This is a genomic window from Porphyrobacter sp. MBR-155, from assembly GCF_040547625.1.
Lineage (GTDB): Bacteria > Pseudomonadota > Alphaproteobacteria > Sphingomonadales > Sphingomonadaceae > Erythrobacter.
Map to the genome: position 1 here is coordinate 1 of NZ_JBEPQB010000005.1, position 18457 is coordinate 18457.

Sequence of the window (18457 nt, forward strand, 5' to 3'; positions counted from 1 at the left end):
ACGGTGTTGAACTGCGGCAGGCCAATGTGCGTGGTACCGCCCTTGCCGGGGGTCACGCCGCCAACCATCTGCGTCCCGTAATCGAGCGCGGCCTGCGTGTGGAAGGTGCCGGTGTTGCCGGTCATCCCCTGGGTGATGACCTTGGTGTCTTTGTTTACGAGGATGCTCATTCGGGTCCGCCTTTTATTCGTCACCCCGGCGAAGGCCGGGGCCCAGTTCAGCTACAAACCAACTCGAACAGGTCGTTCCAGTCGGGGTTCATTTCTTCAATCCGCCGCAGCTTCCAAGTCCGCTGCCATTCCTTTATCTGCTTTTCACGCGTGATGGCCGCTTCGATGGTGTCGTGGCGTTCGAACCAGACCAGCATTTTGCAGCCATATTTCTTCGTGAAGCCTTCGATCATTCCTTCGCGGTGTTCCCAGACCCTCTTGGGCAAGTCGCTGGTGACACCGATGTAAATCGTTCCGTTGCGGCGGCTCGCCATGATGTAAACGAAGCCGCCATGTTCCATTCAGTCGTCACCCCGGCGCCAAAAAACCTTGGGGCCGGAACCCAGTCCTGCCGCGGCCTCTGGGCCCCGGCCTGCGCCGGGGTGACGAGAAGTAATGACCTTCGTGTCTTTGCTTGCGAGGATGGACATTGAGTTAGTCTCCAAGTTCCGAAACGGTCTTTGATGACCGAAAGAGAGAAATCAGGGCACCGCAAACGAAAGCGAGCCAAGCTGCAACAAGTGGCCCAAACACGAAAAGAAGCATCAAGATGCCAAATTGACTTTCGTGAAGGGGTGGCCCGGCTGTCGAAATCTCAAGCCAAGCCGCCAAACCAAAAAACGGCAGATTAAGAAGCCCCGCCACAATCCACTTCCGATAGAACCCCAACCAGCCAAAACCGGCCATCAGAGCTACAGTTAGGAGTGGGAGGGCTACCTTTATCACGCCAGCGAGCCATCCAGCGCCTTGCACGCCTCAAGCAGTTCCTTGACCGCATCGACGCTGACGCCGAGGTTGGTCTTTTCCTCGTCGGTCAGGCTGATTTCGATCACCTCTTCCGCGCCGCCTGCGCCGATCACCACCGGCACGCCGACATAGAGCCCGTCGACGCCGTACTTGCCGTCAACCTGCACCGCGCAAGGCAGGATGCGCTTTTGATCGTAGAGGTAGGCTTCGGCCATCGAAATGGCGCTGGTGGCGGGGGCGTAAAACGCCGATCCGGTGCCGAGCAGCGCGACAATCTCACCGCCGCCCGCGCGGGTGCGCTTGACGATTTCGCCGAGGCGGTCTTCGGAAATGCCCTTGATCTTCGCCATGTCGGCCACCGGAATGCCGTTGATGGTCGAATAGGACAGCACCGGCACCATCGTATCGCCATGTCCGCCGAGCACGAAGGCGTTCACATCCTTCACCGAAACGCCGAATTCCCACGCGAGGAAGGTGGCAAACCGCGCCGAATCCAGCACACCTGCCATGCCGACGACCTTGTTGGCGGGGAGGCCCGAAAATTCGCGCAGCGCCCAGACCATCGCGTCCAATGGGTTGGTGATGCAGATCACGAAAGCATCGGGGCAGTTGGCAGCGATGCCTTCGCCGACCGACTTCATCACTTTCAGGTTGATGCCGAGCAGATCGTCGCGGCTCATGCCGGGCTTGCGCGCGACACCGGCGGTGACGATCACCACATCCGCGCCTGCAATATCGGCGTAATCGGTGGTGCCGGTGATGCGGGCGTCAAACCCTTCGACCGGGCCGCACTGCGACAGGTCAAGCGCCTTGCCCTGCGGCACGCCGTCAGCGATGTCGAACAGCACGACGTCGCCGAGGCCTTTGGTGGCTGCGAGGTGAGCGAGCGTGCCGCCGATGTTACCGGCGCCGATCAGCGCGATTTTGGTGCGGGCCATAATTGGACTTCCTTCCCTGATCCATCGGGACGAAGTGAAAGGCGCAAAAGGCCGGTGCCTGCCCCGTCCCGAGCGGCTGGGCACCCATTACATAGGCATTACATAGGGCGCGGTAGGCCGCTGTAAATGCGATTGCAACCGCCAAACGGTCGGACGCGGTAACTATCTTTGCAAATAGTTCGCAATTGCATTAAATGTGTCAAAACAATGGCTCAGGGAAATGCCGTAGCGTCGCTGTGGTGAGGTCAAGCAGAGGCGGTTTTGCCGATTGCCGCTGCGGCACGGCGGCGGTCGAACATTCCGGTAATCGCCAGCCAGTGCGCGCTTGCCTCGGTGTCGCCCGCCGCACGGGCGTGTTCGGCTTCATCCAGCGCCGCTTTGACAGCGCCTAGCCCATGCACTGCAAAGTGGCGCAGCGCATCGGTCAGCAGCGGATCGAAGGTCGCCTTGGGCCGCGCGCCATCGCCATCATCATTGGCGGCGCTCACCTGCGCCAGATGCACCAGCCCGCGTGCTTGTGCATACCAGCCGGTCAGGCGGGCAGGGTTGCGGGCGGGGGCAAAACGGACGGACATGGCAGGGGCTTTCTGGCTATTGATGCACGCGCCGGGAAGGGGATGGGCGCGCAGCAATGGCAATAACCCCGCGCCGCTAAGGCTTGGTGTGATAACAGGGTTTCGGGACGCTTAACCCTGTTCTGCGGGTTTGCGCGCGGTGGTTATTCGGCTGCGGCTGGCTTGCCGGGCTGCGCCTTCCACTGGCCCGCGCGGGCATATTCCTCACGCACCGCGCCGGTGCCGCTGGCTGGCTCACGCGGCAGAGTGTCCGCCTGCTGCGGGGCGGGCGGTTTCGCGGATGGGGCGGATGAGGCGGCCACTGGCCCCGGATCATAGGCGATCACCGGGCGGCCGGGCGCAGGTTCATAGGTTGCGGCCAGCGGCACGGCAGTGCTCCGTCCGCTTACCACGGGTTCAAATCCGGCATAGGCGGTGCGGAACGCCGCCGCTTCGCCGCCCGCGCCGCGATTGCGATAGAACCGGTGCGCGCCGATGGTTCCGATATGGTCGAGGCTGCCCGCCCACTGCGGATTCACCCACAGCGTATGGTAATGGGTGGCATGGCCGACCGGGGCATAGACGCTGCCGGACAGGGCGTCCGCCGCGATCCGCTGCGCCTGCGCCCAACTTGCCCCTGCGGGCCGCCGCGCAAGGCTGCCGTCGCAGGTAAAGGTGAACTGGCACCCGGTGCTGCGCTGCGATCCCTGATACACCACCCCGCACACGCTGGCGGGCCATGATGGGTGGGCGACGCGGTTCAATACCACCTGCGCCACCGCGCGCTGCCCCGCCTCGCTTTCGCTGGCGGCTTCGTACCATACGGCCTGCGCGAGACATTCCTGCGCGCGGGCGTGGGTGAGGCCCGCGCCTGCGGAGAAAAACGGCTTGGCAGGCGCGCCAACGTCGATCAGCGCGCCCAGCGCACGTCCGCCCTCGGCCATGCCTTTGGTCAGCGGATCGGCAGTGGGCAAAGCCACCAGCGCCGCGCCGGTCGGATCGGCCATGTAGTAGAATGCCGATCCCGGAAAGCTCATGCCGGGGCGTTCAAACGGCAGCGCGGCGGCGGCGGCATTGCGGGTAGATAGCGCGGCGGTGCTTTCCAGCGCAGGGCCGGGCAGGCTGGCAAACCCGCCGGGCGCGGCCATTGCGGGCACGGTGATTGCGGCGATCAGCACCGCGATGCGCTTGCGCCAGCCGTTCGGGATCGCGGGCAGCGCAAAACGGCTGGCAGGGGCGATAAACGCAAAGGAGGCGTGTGCGCGCGGCATGGTCATTCCGGCCCTATCGACAAGCCCCTGCGGCGGCGAGCGCGCGCTGCCCCCGCGTCCCGAAACCGGACAGGTGCGGGCGCAGATTTAATCCCCGCCGTCAGGCCACACGCCCATGCTTGCACGCCTGCCCGCACCGCCCTATCGCCGGGGCCGGATATGGCGCGGGATGGCAACAGCAATGGGATCGCGCGTGCGCGGAAGGGCGCGCTGCTGGCGGGCGTGTTGCTGGCTGCAGCCTGCGCCCCTGAGCGCGCGCCGGGCGCCAGCGATAGCGGCCCCACCATCGTCAGCCTCAACCCCTGTATCGACGCGATACTGGTCGAAGTCGCCGCGCCCGGTCAGGTGCTGGCGCTGTCGCATTATAGCCGCGATTCCGGCTCCAGTTCTATCCCGCAGGATGTCGCCGCGCGCTACGGCGTGACCGGCGGCACGGCGGAGGAGGTGATCGCACTCGCACCCGATCTGGTGCTGGCCTCAAGCTTCCTGCCGCAGCCGACCCGGCAGGCGCTCGAACGCGCGGGGTTGCGGGTGGAGACCTTTGGCAGCCCCACAACGGTTGCCGCGAGCATCGCACAGGTGCGCGAAGTCGCTGCGATTGCCGGACGCGGGCTAGAAGGCGAATGGCTTGTGCGTGACATGGCGCAAGCGGCAACGCCCGCCGATCATGCGCGCCCGATTGCCACGCTGCTGTGGCAACCGGGCGAGATTGTGCCGGGCAACGCGACGCTGGTGGCCGAAATGCTGCGGGCCAAGGGCTTTGCCAATCACGCCGATGCGATAGGGCTGGGGCAGGCCGATTTCGCCGCGCTGGAAACCGTGCTGGCCGATCCGCCCGAATTGCTGCTGGTGGCAGGCGACAGTGCGGGGCAGCGCCATCCGCTGCTGGCCGGGTTGAGGGCAACGCAGGTCGAACCGCTCGATCCGCGCCTGCTGTTCTGCGGCGGGCGGACGGTGGTGGGGCTGGGGATGAGGCTCGACCAAATCCGGGCAAAGCTGCCATGAACCGCGCGTCGCTGATCTTTGCCGCGCTGCTGGTGGTGCTGGTGCCGCTGTCATTGCTGGCGGGCCGGGTGTGGATCGACCCGTTCGACATCGCGGGCGGCGGGATTGCCAATGCCGCGCTGATCCTTGCCGAACTCCGCCTGCCGCGCGCGGTGCTCGCCATCATCATCGGCGCGGGGCTGGGCGCGGCGGGGGCGGCGATGCAGGGCTATCTGCGCAACCCGCTGGCCGATCCCGGCCTGTTCGGCATCGCCCCGATGGCGGCACTGGGCGCGGTGGCGAGTTTCTGGCTCGGCGCGCTAATCCCGCCCGCATGGGCCGCGTGGAGCCTGCCGCTGCTGGCGTTGATCGGGGCAGGCACGGGCATGGCGCTGCTCGCGCTGATCGCCGGGCGTACATCGTCCGACGCAGCAGGCGGCGCGGGCGGCGGGATTGCGCTGTTCACGCTGGCGGGATTGATGATCGCCAGCCTTGCGGGGGCGCTCACCGCGCTGGCGATCACGCTCGCGCCCAATCCGTTCGCGCTGTCCGAAATCGTCATGTGGCTCAACGGCGCGCTGACTGACCGTTCGTGGCGCGAGGTGATGCTGGCCGCGCCGCTGGTTGCCGCCGGGATTGCGGTGCTGGCGCTGGCCGCGCGCAGCCTTGATGCGCTGACCTTGGGCGAAGACGCGGCGCGTTCAATGGGGCTGAACCCTGCGCGGTTGCTGGCGCTGTTGGTGATCGGCGTGGGGCTGACGGTGGGCGCGGGGGTGGCGGTGGCCGGGATCATCGGCTTTGTCGGCCTGGTCGTGCCGCATCTGGTGCGCCCGCTGACCGATCGCCTGCCATCCAGCCTGATCGGCCCAAGCGCACTGGCGGGCGCGTGTCTGGTGCTGGCGGCGGACAGCATCGTGCGGGTGTTGCCGCTGGTCACGGAACTGCGGCTCGGCATCGCGCTGTCGTTGATTGGTGCGCCATTTTTCGGCTGGCTTTTGCTGCGAATGCGGCGGGTGGGGCTGTGATGCTGGCGGCGGAAAACCTCATCCTGATGCGCGGCGGCAAGCCGGTGGTGGAGAGCCTCACCGCCGCGCTTACCCCCGGCACGATCACCGCGATTGTCGGCCCCAATGGCGCGGGCAAATCATCGCTGCTGCTGGGGCTGGCGGGGCTGCTGGAGCCTGCCGCTGGCAGTGTGATGCTGGACGGGCAGGCGCTGGCCGCATTTCCGCCGCGCACCCGCGCGCAGGCCATCGGCTATCTGCCGCAGACGCCCGATATCGCGTGGGATGTGGCGGTGGAAAATCTGGTGGCGCTAGGCCGCCTGCCGTGGCGTGACCGGGGGACGGCAGCGGTGGAGGCGGCGCTTGGCGCGCTCGCGCTCGAACCGCTGCGCAACCGTCCGGTCAGCCAGCTATCGGGCGGAGAGCGGGCGCGGGTGCTGCTGGCGCGGGTGCTGGCGGGTGAACCGCGCTGGATACTTGCCGACGAACCGCTCGCCGCGCTCGATCTCGCGCATCAGCTCAGCCTGATCGCGTATTTCAAGGCCTGCGCGCGCGTTGAGCAAGGGGGGGGCGGCCAAGGGCCCGGGCAAGGCGTGGTGGTGGTGCTCCACGATCTTGCCATCGCGATGAACCATGCCGACCGGGTGCTGGTGCTGAAAGATGGGCGCCTGATCGCCGATGGCCCGCCGGAAACCGCATTGGCGGCAGACGTGATCGCGCAAGGCTGGGGCGTTGCGGCGCGCTGGTTGGGCGATGCTGGGGAGCGGGCCTTGGTGGCGGGGGAGGTGTAGAAGCCGGGACATTGCGAAAGTGCGTTGGGGGGCGATTTCGTGACGCCCCGGCTTCTGACCAATCTCTGCAATAAAGCCAGGTTGCGACCCTGAAGGACCCGGCTGGAGATCGGCAAAGAGGAGTTTCTGATGACCGCCGGGCGCGGTTCTGGCGACTTTAGATTTTCTGTAGGGTAGCGGTAAATGCCTATAAACGTGTTTTTATTCAGTATCTTGGTAATTGAATTTTAATCGCTTGATCCGGCTTTTGGTGCCAGCAAGCGTTGATATTGCCGTTTTGGAGGCTTCCAGAACCGCATATTGCACCCCCGCAACCCGTCCCCATTTGCCGTCCACTGCGGAAACCTTTCCGTACCTCCCTTGACCTGTGTGAACATTTGCGGAACAGACCACCTCCATGAGCCTCACCAAAATCAGCGTGCGCGGTGCGCGCGAACACAACCTCAAGGGTTTCGACATTGACCTGCCGCGTGATGCGCTGATCGTGGTCACGGGGCTGTCCGGCTCCGGCAAATCATCCCTCGCCTTCGATACGATCTATGCCGAGGGGCAGCGGCGCTATGTCGAGAGCCTTTCGGCCTATGCGCGCCAATTCCTCGAAATGATGCAGAAGCCCGATGTCGAGCATATCGACGGGCTGTCGCCAGCGATTTCGATCGAGCAGAAAACCACCAGCCGCAACCCGCGATCAACCGTGGCGACCGTCACCGAAATCTACGACTATATGCGCCTGTTATGGGCGCGGGTGGGCACGCCTTTTTCTCCCACAACCGGTCTGCCGATTTCCGCGCAGACGGTCAGCCAGATGGTCGACCGGGTGATGCAGCTCCCCGAAGGCACGCGGCTCTACCTGCTCGCCCCGGTGGTGCGCGGGCGCAAGGGCGAATACCGCAAGGAACTGGCCGAATGGCAGCGCAGCGGTTTCACCCGCGTGCGGATCGACGGCGAGATGTATCCGATTGAAGAAGCCCCCGCGCTCGACAAGAAATACAAGCACGACATCGAAGTGGTGGTTGACCGGATCGCGGTGAAGGACGGCATCGAAACGCGGTTGGCGGATTCATTCGAGCAGGCGCTGAAACTGGCCGACGGGCTGGCCTATGTCGATCTGGCGGATGGCAATCTTTCAGACGTCATCCCAGCGAAAGCTGGGATCTCAGGCAGTGGCGCGTCAACGCCCGAGACCCCAGCTTTCGCTGGGGTGACGAAGGGCGGAATGAAAGGCGCAGGGCTTCCGCCCAACCGCATCGTTTTCTCCGAGAAATTCGCCTGCCCGGTCTCCGGCTTCACCTTGGAAGCAATCGAACCGCGGCTGTTCAGCTTCAACGCCCCGCAAGGCGCGTGTGCGGCGTGTGATGGGATCGGGGAAAAGCAGCTGTTCGACCCGCAGCTGGTCGTCCCGAACGAGGCGCTGACATTGAAGCAAGGCGCGGTGGTGCCGTGGGCCAAGTCCAACCCGCCGTCGCCCTATTATATGCAGGTGCTGGCGTCGCTGGCGAAGGCTTACGGCTTCAACCTCACCACCCCGTGGGCCGAGCTGGAACCCGACCAGAAGATGATCATCCTCCACGGCACAGGCGGGATGCCGGTGCCGCTGACCTTCAAGGATGGCCGCCGCGAATATACGGTGAACAAGGCGTTCGAAGGCGTGATCGGCAACCTCAACCGCCGACTGCTCCAGACCGAAAGCACGTGGATGCGTGAGGAGCTGTCGAAGTACCAGACCGCGCAGCCCTGCGAAGTGTGCGGCGGCAAGCGGCTCAACGAAAAGGCGCTCAGCGTCAAGATCGCGGGCACCGACATCGCGACCCCGGTGGCGATGAGCGTCGCGGACGCCAAGGCGTGGTTCCTTGGCCTCGATGCGCAGCTCACCCCGCAGCAATCGCAAATTGCCAAGGCGATCCTGAAGGAGATCAACGAGCGGCTGGGCTTCCTCGACAATGTCGGGCTGGATTACCTCAACCTCGACCGCACCTCCGGCACCCTCAGCGGCGGCGAAAGCCAGCGCATCCGCCTCGCCAGCCAGATCGGCAGCGGGCTTTCGGGCGTGCTGTATGTGCTCGACGAACCCAGCATCGGCCTCCACCAGCGCGACAACGACCGCCTGCTGGAGACGCTCAAACGCCTGCGCGATCTCGGCAACACCGTGATCGTGGTCGAGCATGACGAGGACGCGATCCGCGCCGCTGACCATATTGTCGACCTCGGCCCCGGCGCAGGGGTGCATGGGGGGGAGATCGTCGCGCAAGGGACGCTCAAGGACATCCTCAAGGCCAAGGGATCGCTCACCGCCGATTACCTCACCGGCCGCCGCAAGATCGCGGTGCCGGCCAAGCGCCGCAAGGGCAACGGGCATCACATCACGGTCAAAAACGCGCGCGCCAACAATCTGAAAGGCGTAACGGCGAAGATCCCGCTCGGCACCTTCACCTGCGTCACCGGGGTTTCCGGGTCGGGCAAATCATCGCTTACCATCGACACGTTGCAAGCGGGCGCGGCGCGGGTGCTCAACGGCGCGCGGGTGATCGCGGGCGCGCATGACGCCATCACCGGGCTCGAATATTGCGACAAGGTGATCGAGATCGACCAATCGCCCATCGGCCGCACCCCGAGATCGAACCCCGCCACCTACACCGGCGCCTTCACCCAGATCCGCGACTGGTTCGCCGGCCTGCCCGAAAGCCTCGCGCGCGGGTACAAGCCGGGGCGCTTCAGCTTCAACGTCAAGGGCGGCCGGTGCGAGGCGTGCCAGGGCGACGGCCTCATCAAGATCGAAATGCACTTCCTCCCCGACGTTTACGTGACGTGCGAGGAATGCGGCGGCAAACGCTACAACCGTGAAACGCTGGAGGTGAAGTTCAAAGGCCTCAGCATCGCCGACGTGCTCGACATGACGATCGAGGATGCGGAGGAGTTTTTCAAAGCCGTGCCCTCAATCCGCGAGAAGATGCGGATGCTGAACGAAGTCGGGCTGGGCTATGTGAAAGTCGGCCAGCAGGCGACGACGCTATCGGGCGGGGAGGCGCAGCGGGTGAAGCTGGCCAAAGAACTCGCGCGGCGCAGCACCGGGCAGACGCTCTATATACTCGATGAACCGACCACGGGGCTGCATTTCGAGGACGTGCGCAAACTGCTGGAAGTGCTGCACCGGCTGGTGGAGGGCGGCAATTCGGTGGTGGTGATCGAGCACAACCTCGATGTGATCAAGACCGCGGACTGGATTATCGACCTCGGCCCAGAGGGCGGCGTGCGCGGCGGGGAGGTGGTTGCCGTTGGTACGCCCGAGCAGGTGGTGAAGGAGCCGCGGTCGTTTACGGGGCAGTATTTGGCGCCGTTGCTCCTCAAGTGAACCCCCGCGCAAGCGGGGGTCTCAGTCGGCAAACGCGATCCTCCCCCTTGAGGGAGAGCCTGTCCTGAGCTTGCCTGCCCCGGCGCAGACCGGGGTCGAAGGGCGGGGGCCTCATGATGGTTCGCGCCAAGCCGCCAAGCCGCCAAGATGCAGTCTCCCCCGTGGGGGAGAGCCTGCCCTGAGCTTGCCTGCGCCGGGGCGGGTATCGGGGCCGGGGGTGGGTGTATGACGCTCGAAGCCCCACACCCTCCTCGCCGCCCCGTCATGCTGAACTTGTTTCAGCATCCATGCTGCGGCCCGCACAGTCGGCGCTTGCGGCGCAATGGACCCTGAAACAAGTTCAGGGTGACGAGTGGGAGGGCGGTGCGCGCGGCTGGTCTCAAGTTTAGCAGAATGTTCATAATGGATCGGCTTCTTTCCACAGACTGATGCATTCGGACTGTTCGAAAATTGAAACTCCATGATAAGGAACAGGTGAAGAACGATTTTGCAAGTGCGTGGAGTGAACGCCCATGAAGTCAATAGAGCTTTTCGCCGGAGCAGGCGGTTTGGGGATCGGCGTTAGTAAGGCTGGCTTCACCGCTGTTGACATCGTTGAACGCGATAAGTGGTGCTGCAATACAATTATGCGAAATCGGGCGCTCGCTGCGTCGCCGATTGCATCTTGGCCGGAGGTGCGGCGGTCGGATATTCGTAAGCTGTCTTTCCAGCAGTTCGAAGACCAAGTGGCTTTGGTGACCGGCGGCCCTCCCTGTCAGCCATTTTCCATGGGTGGATTACACAAGGCGCATGGCGACGAACGCGATATGTGGTCAGAGGCTGTTCGGGTGGTCAGAGAGGTTCGTCCAAAGGCGTTTCTATTTGAGAACGTGAAAGGACTGACACGCGCGACCTTCGAAGCTTATGTATCCTACATACAGCTTCAATTGAGCTATCCAGACATAACGATCCGTCACGAAGAAACATGGTTTGATCATCGCAGCCGCCTTGAACGGCACCACACGGCTTGCGGAACAGAGTCTCTGAAATACAATGTGTTGCCGCCGCGCGTTCTCAATGCGGCCGACTATGGGGTTCCGCAGAAACGGCATCGAGTATTTTTCGTCGGCTTTCGTTCGGATGTGGATGCTATGTGGAGCTGGCCACAGCAGACGCATTCGCGTGAGTCCCTGCTATGGGATCAGTTCAGGAGCGGTTCTTATTGGGATCGGCACGAGTTGCTGGCGCGCGATGGTGCGTTTGACCATCGCAGTACTATTGCAGCGGCGAAGCTTCGAGAGATGCCAGTGACAAAGGCGTGGGTTACTGCACGAGATGCAATCAATGATCTTCCAGTGCCGCATTCGGACTTTTCATCATTTGACGACCATCGTCACCAGCCCGGCGCACGCGCTTATCCCGGGCACACGGGTAGCTGGCTCGACGAGCCGGCGAAGACACTGAAGGCAGGGGTTCATGGTGTGCCCGGCGGAGAGAACATGCTTAGGCGCTCAGACGGCTCGGTGAGATACTTCACGATCCGTGAGAGCGCCCGCTTGCAAGCGTTTCCGGACAGTTATCGCTTTGACGGTTCGTGGACAGAGGTCATGCGTCAATTGGGGAACGCTGTTCCCGTCGATCTTGCCGAAGTCGTTGCGCAGTCTATCAAGGGGTGCTTGGAAGTTGAAGCGCGCGATCAGAGGAACCTCAAATGGCAACGGTCTACAACCCATTAGATAAGGCAAATCTTGGGAAGTCCGTTGCAGATGCATTGCTTGAACAGGCGCCGATTGCCTTGACCGATGTAGGTCGCTTCGAAGGGGCAGGCATTTACGCGATCTATTATCACGGCGCATATCCCGCATACCGAGCCTTGGCGCAAGCGAATGCAGCCGGGTCCAAATGGCCAATCTATGTTGGCAAAGCCATCCCGTCAGGGGGAAGAAAGGGTGCTAGCCTTTCGGCCAGCGCTAGAGGAACTTCACTCTTCAGCCGTGTCGCAGAACATCGCGAAAGCATCAGGACCGTCGAGCGAGCGTCCAGTAATTTGAAAGTCGATGATTTTACCGTGCGATATTTGGTTGTCGACGACATTTGGATCCCGCTTGGCGAGAGCCTGCTGATCACTGCCTTCCGTCCGCTGTGGAATGTGAGGATTGATGGTTTTGGCAATCATGATCCTGGCAAGGGGCGCTATAAGGGCGCAAAGCCACTATGGGATCACCTGCATCCCGGTCGAATCTGGGCAGATCGCTGTGCACCCAGAACTGAGACGCAGAGTGATATTGAACGAGACATAGCTGATTACTTCGCAGCGCACCCCGTGCCGCAAGACTGACTTTCCTACTCCCCCGACCCCCCGCTACCCTCCGCGACTCCCTCGCCTTTCGCCACGGAGCCGCGCCCGCCATGTCGCATAATGCCCCTCACACCGCGCTGACCACGCCCGCCGCCGCGCCCGCCGCCGCCCCGGCGGCGCAATCCTCCGCCGCTGATCCGGCGCACCTTTCCGCCGATCTCGCGCGCGAAACGCAGGCGGCATTCCTCCGAACGCTGGCGCAGTGGGGCAATGTGCGGGCGGCGGCGGCGCAGGTGGGGGTTTCGCGCCAGCATCTCTACCGGATGCGGCGCGCATCGTGGGAGTTTCGCGAATTGTGGGATGCCGCGCTGGTGCTCGCCCGGCCGCAGGTGGAAGAAGTGCTCGCCGACCGGGCCTTGAACGGCGTCACCGAAAGCGTATTCTACCACGGCGAGGAGGTTGCCACCCGCACCCGTTTCGACAGCCGCCTGCTACTCGCCCATCTGGCGCGGCTCGATCGGCTGGAATGCCGCGCCGGGCAGGAATTTGATGCGCGGATTGACCGATTGCTTAGGCCCCCGGTGATCCATGACTGGGATGATGAGGACGACGGCTACGACGCGGACGATCTGGACGCGGATGCGTTCGACGCGGACGATGACAGCGAGGATGACTTTGGCGAGGGTGGCGCGTGCGATTGACCGGGCGGCTGCGGGGCAGGTTTTCGGTTCCTGGACAGTGTAACCTGTGTCTCCTACCGGGCCGCCTCAACCCTCGATCAGCGCCAGTTCAACCGTGGCGTGGCCGGGGGCGATCAGGCCAAGCTCCTCGGCGGCGGCGCGGCTGACGTCGATCAATCGCCCACGGGTGAAGGGGCCGCGATCGTTGATCCGCACCACCACGCTGGCGCCGGTGGCCGGGTTGGTGACCCGCACGGTGCTGCCAAAGGGGAGGGTGCGGTGCGCGGCGGTCATCGCGCGGTTGTCGAACGCCTCACCGCTGGCGGTGCGGCGTCCGTGGAACCTGGCGGCGTAGTAGGACGCGCTGCCCCGGCCCAGCGCGGTTTCCTGCGGCGCAGAAGGCGCATCGGCGGCGAGCTCGGCTGCGGGCGCGGTAACCTCGGCGTCGGGCTGGAATGGCACCAGTTCGATCACGGCGGCGCTGGTGGCGGGCTCGATCGGCGCGGTATCGGCAGCGGGTGCGGCGGCGGAAGATGCGGCGAGCGGGACGATTGCGAACATCGCGGCGATCACCGCCGTCTGGATGCTGCGGGCCTTGAGGCCATCGATGCGCATTCCGCTTTGCATGGCGGCGCGGATAGATCGGCGGGGGTGGAAATGGCAAACCGGCGCAGCATTTCATCGCTGGCACAGTTCAGGCGCGGCATGAAACGCCCCGGATTCGCGATGAAGCGATGCAACCCTCACGCCGCCGGAGCCGCTGATTTGCGCTGGTTCGCGGGCCTGCGACTCGGAACCGGGAGGATGAGTTGGCGGCGCTGTTTCAGGCGGGTCAGGTCAACCGGTCCGCCCCCCAATGCAAATGGGGCCGGCATTGCTGCCGACCCCACTCTCACCAGCGCGTGGATCCCCTGTTCCTTGCGAGACTTCTGGCGGACCTTCCGCCTCGCTGAGTTCAGGGCATACTTGGCGCCCGATGTCTGGCTCTGCTCGCCCAATCTTGCGATTGGTGTCTTGCGACTGGCGCATCAGAGTTTCGTCATCGGCGCTCGCACCGGCATCCGGCTTTCGCTCCTGCCCTGCTGCGTCTGCCCAAGCCCTAAGGCCCCGGTTTTCGCTGCCATGCGCAGTTGCCTGGCCGAGACCGCGTCCCTTTGCCGATCCGGGCTTGCGGCTTTTCAGGCTTGCGCCATCCTTGCCACCCGTTCCGGCCAGATTACCCGGCCTGTCCGGTAAAACTGCGTCGCGTCCTTCTCAAACGAGCCCGCTTGCATTTGGCCGAAGCCTCTTCCAAGCCGTCTCTCGATGAACGCGTGGACATGTTCCACCGCCATCCTTGGGAATTAAATCATCAGAACTTCAAGGCCTTGCGGCGGTCTGTTCCGGTTGATCCGTGTCCCGAAGACAAGTTGAAAGTGCGCCTCAACCGGCGATCTGGCAACATCTGCATCCTTGAGTTTTCCACTTTTGCCCGGATCCCCTGTGGACACAGGTGGATAAGTCAACAGCTTGTCGCATTTGTCAGGTGCGGCGCGCAGGAATGGGCGGAAAGTCGACCTCACAGCGCCCTTTAGGGCGATGTTCGTCGTTCCCGCCAGCGAATCGAATCGGGATCAAGCGTCGCGCGAAGGCGCGCATCTACCCAGCGCGGTTGCGCCGGGCGAGCAGCCGCAGCCGCAGGCCGTTGAGCTTTATAAAGCCTTCGGCGTCCTTCTGATCATAGGCCCCGGCGTCATCCTCAAACGTGACGTGCGCTTCGGAATAGAGCGAGTGCGGCGATTTGCGCCCGACCACGCTGGCCAGGCCCTTGTACAGCTTGAGCCGCACGGTGCCGTTCACCTTGTCCTGGCTAAGGTCAATCGCGGCCTGCAACATTTCGCGCTCTGGCGAGAACCAGAAGCCGTTGTAGATCAGTTCGGCATAGCGCGGCATAAGTTCGTCTTTCAGATGCGCTGCGCCGCGATCCAGCGTGATCTGTTCAATCCCGCGATGGGCGCGAGCGTAGATTTCGCCACCGGGGGTTTCGTACATCCCGCGCGATTTCATCCCGACAAAGCGGTTTTCGACCAGATCGAGCCGCCCGATCCCATGCTTGCGGCCGAGGTCATTGAGCGCGGTCAGCAGCGTGGCGGGTGACATCGCATCACCGTTCAGCGCCACCCCATCGCCGCGTTCGAAATCGATGGTGATATATTCGGGCGTATCGGGCGCGTCTTCCGGGTTGACCGTGCGTGAATAGACGTAATCGGGGGTTTCTTCCCACGGATCTTCGAGCACTTTGCCTTCGGACGAGGTGTGCAGCAGGTTCGCATCGGTTGAAAACGGGCTGTCGCCGCGCTTGTCCTTTGGCACCTGAATCTGGTGCGCTTCGGCCCATGCGATCAGCGCCGTGCGGCTAGTCAGATCCCATTCGCGCCACGGGGCGATCACCTTGATATCCGGGTCAAGCGCATAGGCGGAAAGTTCGAACCGCACCTGATCATTGCCCTTGCCGGTGGCGCCGTGGGCGATGAAATCCGCGCCGGTCTGATGCGCGATTTCCACCAGCCGTTTGGAAATCAGCGGGCGCGCGATGCTCGTGCCGAGCAGATAATCGCCTTCATAACGGGCATTGGCACGCATCATCGGGAATACGAAATCGCGCACGAATTCTTCGCGCAGGTCTTCGATAAAGATGTGATGATCGGGAATACCCATCGCGCGGGCCTTGGCGCGGGCGGGTTCGATTTCTTCGCCTTGCCCCAGATCGGCGGTGAAGGTGACGACCTCCAGCCCGCGTTCAGTGCTCAGCCACTTGGCGATAACGCTGGTATCAAGCCCGCCGGAATAGGCGAGGACGACGCGCTTGATATCGGACATGGGGAATTTCCTTGATGAAAGAACGCCGCGCGCGTTAGCAGGCGGTCGCGCGCGCATCAATGCTTTGGTCAGACTTGTTTCCTAAGGCGTTGAGGGGATAGCATTATAGCGATTTTCAGGGGGGCATGATGTTGCAGATGTGGAGCAAGGCGCGCGATTTGGCGGTGCATACGCCGGAGGAGCGCAACCGCTGGGTCGATTTTCTGCGCGCGGTCTCGATTCTCGCGGTGGTGTTCGGGCATTGGCTGATGGCCGGGCTTTACGTGGACGAAGCGGGCGCGCTGCGGCGCGGGGATCTGCTGTCGGTGGCATCGTGGGCGCATTGGCTGACCTGGGGTTTTCAGGTGATGCCAGTGTTCTTTCTGGTTGGCGGCTATTCCAATTCGGTGAGCTGGGACGTGATCACGCGAAAGGCCGCGCCGGGGCAGGCGGGCGTGTACCGTGACTGGCTGGCGAACCGGGTGCAGCGGCTGATCACGCCAACATTTCCGGTTTTGCTGCTGTGGGCGGCGTTGGCGGTGGTGCTGACGCAGGCTGGCCTGCCGCGCGAACAGATCCGCATGGCAACCGAGGCCGCGTTGATCCCCGTGTGGTTCCTGGCGGTTTATCTGCTGGTAACGGCCTTCACCCCGATCGCTTACCGGGCGTGGGCGCGGTTTGGCTGGTTGAGTTTTGCGGTGTTTATCCCGGCGGCAATGCTGACCGATTGGCTGACCTTTACGGTCGGTGTGCCGTACATCAATTTCACCAATTTCCTGTGGGTGTTTCTGGCGATTCATCAGCTTGGTTTCGCGTGGCGCGCCGGGCGGTTTGACAACCGGCTGTTTGCGCTGGCGTGGTTTGGGGTGGGGCTGGCCGTGCTGATTTCGATCACGGTCTATGGCTTTTACCCTGTTTCGATGGTGTCCGCCCCCGGCGGATTTTCCAACTCATTGCCCCCGACGCTGGCGCTATTTGCCTTGGGCGTGGTGCAGGTCGGACTGGTGCTCGCGCTTGAACCGCTGGGCCGCAGGATGTTGAACAATCTGGGCGTCTGGACAGCGACCGTGCTGATGAACGGGATGATCATGACCGTTTATCTGTGGCATCTCACGGCCTTTGTGCTGGTGATGACAGTCAGCTGGCTGGCATTTGGCGGGCTCGGCCTCGATACGATCCCCGGCACGGGTGCATGGTGGCTTTCGCGGCCGCTGTGGATTGCGATTTATATTCTTGCGCTGTTGCCGTTGATTGTGATTTTCGCGCGGCACGAACGCAGCTTTGGTCCGATCCGGGGCGGGCGCACTGTGCCGCGGCTGCGCACGGTGCTGGGAGTGGTGGCGATCTGCGCGGGATTGGGGGCGACCGCAGGGCTGACTATCGCCAGCCCAGACAGCATTTCAGGCATCCGCTGGTGGGTGGTGGCGCTGCCACTGGTGGGCGCGGCGCTGATGGGGTTTGGCCCAGTTTACCGCCCGCGCAATCGCCCCGAAGTGGGCGAGGCGGCTTAAACCCTGACGCTACTCGCTTTTTAGCAGATAATCGCGGGTGATTGGCAACGCGTGGCGGCTGCGGATGAACTGGATCTGGTAATTGCACATGCTGCCATATTCAAACACCGTGGCCGCGCCTGCCAGATAGAACGTCCACATCCGGTAAAACCGTTCATCGTGCAGGCCGATGATCGCACCGCGATGGGTGACGCAGTTGTCATACCACACGCGGATCGTCTTGGCGTAATGCAGCCGTAGCGTTTCAACATCCGACGCGATTAGGCGGAATTTCTCCGAAGCGGCGACTGTTTCCGACAGCGCCGGGATATAGCCGCCGGGGAAGATATATTTGCGGGTAAAGGCATCGGTAGTGCCGGGGCTGCCCATGCGGCCGATGGTGTGCAGCAACATTACCCCATCATCGGCCAGCATCCGGGCGCAGGCTTCGAAAAAGGTTTCGAACTGCGCGCGTCCGACATGTTCGAACATCCCGACCGATACAATCCGGTCGAACCGGCGGCCCGAAGCGGCGGTATCGCGGTAATCTTCGAGGCTGATCGTGACCTTGTCGGCAACCCCCGCGGCGCGCACCTTTTCCCGGGCGAGCGCGGCCTGTTCTTCGGATAGGGTGATCCCGGTGACGTGGACATCGTGGTGGCGCGCCAAATGGATCGCCATCCCGCCCCAGCCGCAGCCAATATCCAGCACCCTCTGCCCCGGCGACAATGCCAGCTTCTTGGCAATATGCGCCAGCTTTGCACCCTGCGCTTCGCCAAGTGTCATGTCATCGCGCGGCCAATAGGCGCAGGAATACTGCCAGTGCTCACTGTCCAGCATCAACGCATAGAGCGCGTTGCCGATGTCATAGTGGTGCGCGACGTTCTTTTTCGATCCGACCCGGTTGTTGATCTGTTCAGCGGCAAAGCTGGCGCGATTGACCAGCCGTTTGATCAGGCTGGGCGAGCCGATATCGCCGCCCTTGTCCCAGGCGTTGTTGGCGCGCAGCAGGCTGATGAGGCCCATCACGTCGCCTTCCTCGATCAGCAGGCGCCCATCGATGAAGGCTTCTGCCGCACCCAGACGCGGATCAAGAATGATGTCGCGCGGCACTTTGGCATCGGTCAGGCGCAGCACAATCTCGGGAAAGCCGGGGGCAGGGGTGCCATAGGTGCTGGTGCTGCCATCGGCAAACACCACGCCGAGGCGGCCATGCTTGACGCCGCGCGAGAGGAAGCGATCGAGGAGGGTTTTGCTCATGCGGACTCTTTCGTGTGTTTAATACATTATGTTACTCAAAAGTGCGGCTTTCGCAACGGGCGGG

16 protein-coding genes and 1 pseudogene are annotated in these 18457 nt (G+C 63.3%); 9 read left to right on the forward strand and 8 right to left on the reverse strand.

Going from position 1 to position 18457, the window contains the following annotated elements; genetic code table 11:
• Together ABIE62_RS06405 and ABIE62_RS06410 are read right to left on the reverse strand one after the other, a co-directional pair.
• Positions 1 to 170 (reverse strand): annotated as a pseudogene (locus ABIE62_RS06405) (succinate--CoA ligase subunit alpha); the annotation flags it as partial.
• A gap of 47 nt (positions 171 to 217) precedes the next feature.
• The gene (locus ABIE62_RS06410) at positions 218 to 511 is read right to left on the reverse strand and encodes a GIY-YIG nuclease family protein (RefSeq protein ID WP_354324538.1); all 294 of its coding nucleotides are present in this window, start codon (positions 509 to 511) and stop codon (positions 218 to 220) included.
• 162 nt (positions 512 to 673) lie between these two features.
• Here ABIE62_RS06410 and ABIE62_RS06415 point away from each other — a divergent pair, with 162 nt between their 5' ends.
• The gene (locus ABIE62_RS06415; RefSeq protein WP_354324539.1) at positions 674 to 841 is read left to right on the forward strand and encodes a hypothetical protein; all 168 of its coding nucleotides are present in this window, start codon (positions 674 to 676) and stop codon (positions 839 to 841) included.
• Between the two features lie 90 nt (positions 842 to 931).
• Here ABIE62_RS06415 and mdh read toward each other — a convergent pair whose 3' ends face one another.
• The 3 genes from mdh to ABIE62_RS06430 form a co-directional block, all read right to left on the reverse strand.
• Positions 932 to 1894: a malate dehydrogenase gene (gene mdh, locus ABIE62_RS06420; RefSeq protein WP_354324540.1), complete on the reverse strand. Its 963-nt coding sequence runs from the start codon at positions 1892 to 1894 to the stop codon at positions 932 to 934.
• Between the two features lie 245 nt (positions 1895 to 2139).
• The gene (locus ABIE62_RS06425) at positions 2140 to 2469 is read right to left on the reverse strand and encodes a hypothetical protein (RefSeq protein WP_354324542.1); all 330 of its coding nucleotides are present in this window, start codon (positions 2467 to 2469) and stop codon (positions 2140 to 2142) included.
• 143 nt (positions 2470 to 2612) lie between these two features.
• Entirely contained in the window at positions 2613 to 3725 is a 1113-nt protein-coding gene (locus ABIE62_RS06430) for a cell wall hydrolase (protein WP_354324543.1), read from the reverse strand.
• Positions 3726 to 3878: 153 nt separating this feature from the next.
• On the opposite strand from ABIE62_RS06430, the gene ABIE62_RS06435 reads away from it, so the two are divergent.
• The 7 genes from ABIE62_RS06435 to ABIE62_RS06465 all read left to right on the forward strand — a co-directional run bounded on the left by ABIE62_RS06435 (position 3879) and on the right by ABIE62_RS06465 (position 12826).
• Complete coding sequence (locus tag ABIE62_RS06435; protein ID WP_354324544.1) at positions 3879 to 4724, forward strand: ABC transporter substrate-binding protein; 846 nt, start codon at positions 3879 to 3881, stop codon at positions 4722 to 4724.
• A complete protein-coding gene (locus ABIE62_RS06440) occupies positions 4721 to 5728 on the forward strand; it encodes a FecCD family ABC transporter permease (protein WP_354324545.1) in 1008 nt (335 codons plus the stop codon). The genes ABIE62_RS06435 and ABIE62_RS06440 overlap by 4 nt, the downstream gene beginning before the upstream one ends.
• The gene (locus ABIE62_RS06445) at positions 5728 to 6498 is read left to right on the forward strand and encodes an ABC transporter ATP-binding protein (protein ID WP_354324546.1); all 771 of its coding nucleotides are present in this window, start codon (positions 5728 to 5730) and stop codon (positions 6496 to 6498) included. Before ABIE62_RS06440 ends, ABIE62_RS06445 begins: the two co-directional genes overlap by 1 nt.
• Positions 6499 to 6895: 397 nt before the next feature.
• Positions 6896 to 9847 carry an excinuclease ABC subunit UvrA gene (gene uvrA, locus ABIE62_RS06450; protein ID WP_354324547.1) on the forward strand — a complete coding sequence of 984 codons (2952 nt, stop codon included), beginning with the start codon at positions 6896 to 6898 and terminating at the stop codon, positions 9845 to 9847.
• 512 nt (positions 9848 to 10359) lie between these two features.
• Positions 10360 to 11562 carry a DNA cytosine methyltransferase gene (locus ABIE62_RS06455; RefSeq protein ID WP_354324549.1) on the forward strand — a complete coding sequence of 401 codons (1203 nt, stop codon included), beginning with the start codon at positions 10360 to 10362 and terminating at the stop codon, positions 11560 to 11562.
• Positions 11538 to 12164, forward strand: a complete 627-nt coding sequence (locus tag ABIE62_RS06460) for an Eco29kI family restriction endonuclease (RefSeq protein ID WP_354324551.1) — start codon at positions 11538 to 11540, stop codon at positions 12162 to 12164. Before ABIE62_RS06455 ends, ABIE62_RS06460 begins: the two co-directional genes overlap by 25 nt.
• A 71-nt stretch (positions 12165 to 12235) precedes the next feature.
• Positions 12236 to 12826 (forward strand): hypothetical protein, encoded by a 591-nt coding sequence (locus ABIE62_RS06465; protein WP_354324553.1) that lies wholly within the window; start codon positions 12236 to 12238, stop codon positions 12824 to 12826.
• A gap of 66 nt (positions 12827 to 12892) precedes the next feature.
• On the opposite strand, the gene ABIE62_RS06470 is transcribed toward ABIE62_RS06465, so the two are convergent.
• On the reverse strand, positions 12893 to 13432 hold the full coding sequence (locus ABIE62_RS06470; protein ID WP_354324555.1) for a septal ring lytic transglycosylase RlpA family protein: 540 nt from the start codon (positions 13430 to 13432) through the stop codon (positions 12893 to 12895).
• A gap of 1011 nt (positions 13433 to 14443) precedes the next feature.
• Positions 14444 to 15664, reverse strand: a complete 1221-nt coding sequence (locus ABIE62_RS06475; RefSeq protein WP_354324556.1) for an argininosuccinate synthase — start codon at positions 15662 to 15664, stop codon at positions 14444 to 14446.
• Between the two features lie 125 nt (positions 15665 to 15789).
• Here ABIE62_RS06475 and ABIE62_RS06480 point away from each other — a divergent pair, with 125 nt between their 5' ends.
• Positions 15790 to 17154 carry an acyltransferase family protein gene (locus ABIE62_RS06480; protein WP_354324558.1) on the forward strand — a complete coding sequence of 455 codons (1365 nt, stop codon included), beginning with the start codon at positions 15790 to 15792 and terminating at the stop codon, positions 17152 to 17154.
• A 9-nt stretch (positions 17155 to 17163) separates the two neighbouring features.
• Here ABIE62_RS06480 and ABIE62_RS06485 read toward each other — a convergent pair whose 3' ends face one another.
• Positions 17164 to 18393 carry a class I SAM-dependent methyltransferase gene (locus tag ABIE62_RS06485; RefSeq protein ID WP_354324559.1) on the reverse strand — a complete coding sequence of 410 codons (1230 nt, stop codon included), beginning with the start codon at positions 18391 to 18393 and terminating at the stop codon, positions 17164 to 17166.
• Positions 18394 to 18457: the final 64 nt, after the last annotated feature.

Coding starts and splice junctions, on each gene's coding strand:
- ABIE62_RS06410 (WP_354324538.1), bottom strand. CDS start 511: ATGGAACATGGCGGCTTCGTTTACATCATGGCGAGCCGCCGCAACGGA.
- ABIE62_RS06415 (WP_354324539.1), top strand. CDS start 674: ATGACCGAAAGAGAGAAATCAGGGCACCGCAAACGAAAGCGAGCCAAG.
- mdh (WP_354324540.1), bottom strand. CDS start 1,894: ATGGCCCGCACCAAAATCGCGCTGATCGGCGCCGGTAACATCGGCGGC.
- ABIE62_RS06425 (WP_354324542.1), bottom strand. CDS start 2,469: ATGTCCGTCCGTTTTGCCCCCGCCCGCAACCCTGCCCGCCTGACCGGC.
- ABIE62_RS06430 (WP_354324543.1), bottom strand. CDS start 3,725: ATGACCATGCCGCGCGCACACGCCTCCTTTGCGTTTATCGCCCCTGCC.
- ABIE62_RS06435 (WP_354324544.1), top strand. CDS start 3,879: ATGGCGCGGGATGGCAACAGCAATGGGATCGCGCGTGCGCGGAAGGGC.
- ABIE62_RS06440 (WP_354324545.1), top strand. CDS start 4,721: ATGAACCGCGCGTCGCTGATCTTTGCCGCGCTGCTGGTGGTGCTGGTG.
- ABIE62_RS06445 (WP_354324546.1), top strand. CDS start 5,728: ATGCTGGCGGCGGAAAACCTCATCCTGATGCGCGGCGGCAAGCCGGTG.
- uvrA (WP_354324547.1), top strand. CDS start 6,896: ATGAGCCTCACCAAAATCAGCGTGCGCGGTGCGCGCGAACACAACCTC.
- ABIE62_RS06455 (WP_354324549.1), top strand. CDS start 10,360: ATGAAGTCAATAGAGCTTTTCGCCGGAGCAGGCGGTTTGGGGATCGGC.
- ABIE62_RS06460 (WP_354324551.1), top strand. CDS start 11,538: ATGGCAACGGTCTACAACCCATTAGATAAGGCAAATCTTGGGAAGTCC.
- ABIE62_RS06465 (WP_354324553.1), top strand. CDS start 12,236: ATGTCGCATAATGCCCCTCACACCGCGCTGACCACGCCCGCCGCCGCG.
- ABIE62_RS06470 (WP_354324555.1), bottom strand. CDS start 13,432: ATGCAAAGCGGAATGCGCATCGATGGCCTCAAGGCCCGCAGCATCCAG.
- ABIE62_RS06475 (WP_354324556.1), bottom strand. CDS start 15,664: ATGTCCGATATCAAGCGCGTCGTCCTCGCCTATTCCGGCGGGCTTGAT.
- ABIE62_RS06480 (WP_354324558.1), top strand. CDS start 15,790: ATGATGTTGCAGATGTGGAGCAAGGCGCGCGATTTGGCGGTGCATACG.
- ABIE62_RS06485 (WP_354324559.1), bottom strand. CDS start 18,393: ATGAGCAAAACCCTCCTCGATCGCTTCCTCTCGCGCGGCGTCAAGCAT.